Origin of the sequence: Paraburkholderia sp. SIMBA_053 (genome assembly GCF_046534895.1) — a bacterium.
GTDB lineage: Bacteria > Pseudomonadota > Gammaproteobacteria > Burkholderiales > Burkholderiaceae > Paraburkholderia > Paraburkholderia caledonica.
Genome location: NZ_JAWRXU010000862.1, coordinates 1 through 265 on the forward strand (window position 1 = coordinate 1; position 265 = coordinate 265).

Consider the following 265-nt stretch of genomic DNA (forward strand, 5'->3'; position numbering starts at 1 on the left):
CGGCTCGCTTTCATACACGTCGATGGCGACCATCCCTGGGCGATTGTGCGACAGCGCGCCGAGGAGCGCGTTGTCGTCGAGCAGCTCGGCGCGGCTCGTGTTCACGAGCAGTGCGGTCGGCTTCATGCGCATCAGATCTTCCTGCTTGACGATGCCGCGCGTGTCGTCGTGCAGCCGCAAATGCAGCGACAGCACATCGCTCTGCTCGAACAAGGCTTCGCGGCTCTCGGCCACGCCATAACCGTCCTCGCGAGCGGCTTCGCGT

At 64.9% G+C, this 265-nt stretch carries 1 protein-coding gene; it reads right to left on the minus strand.

Annotation, left to right across the window (positions count from 1 at the left end; all coding sequences use genetic code 11):
* Positions 1-265: NAD(P)-dependent oxidoreductase (locus tag SB753_RS38040; protein WP_410805288.1), on the minus strand; the 265-nt coding region annotated here is incomplete at both ends.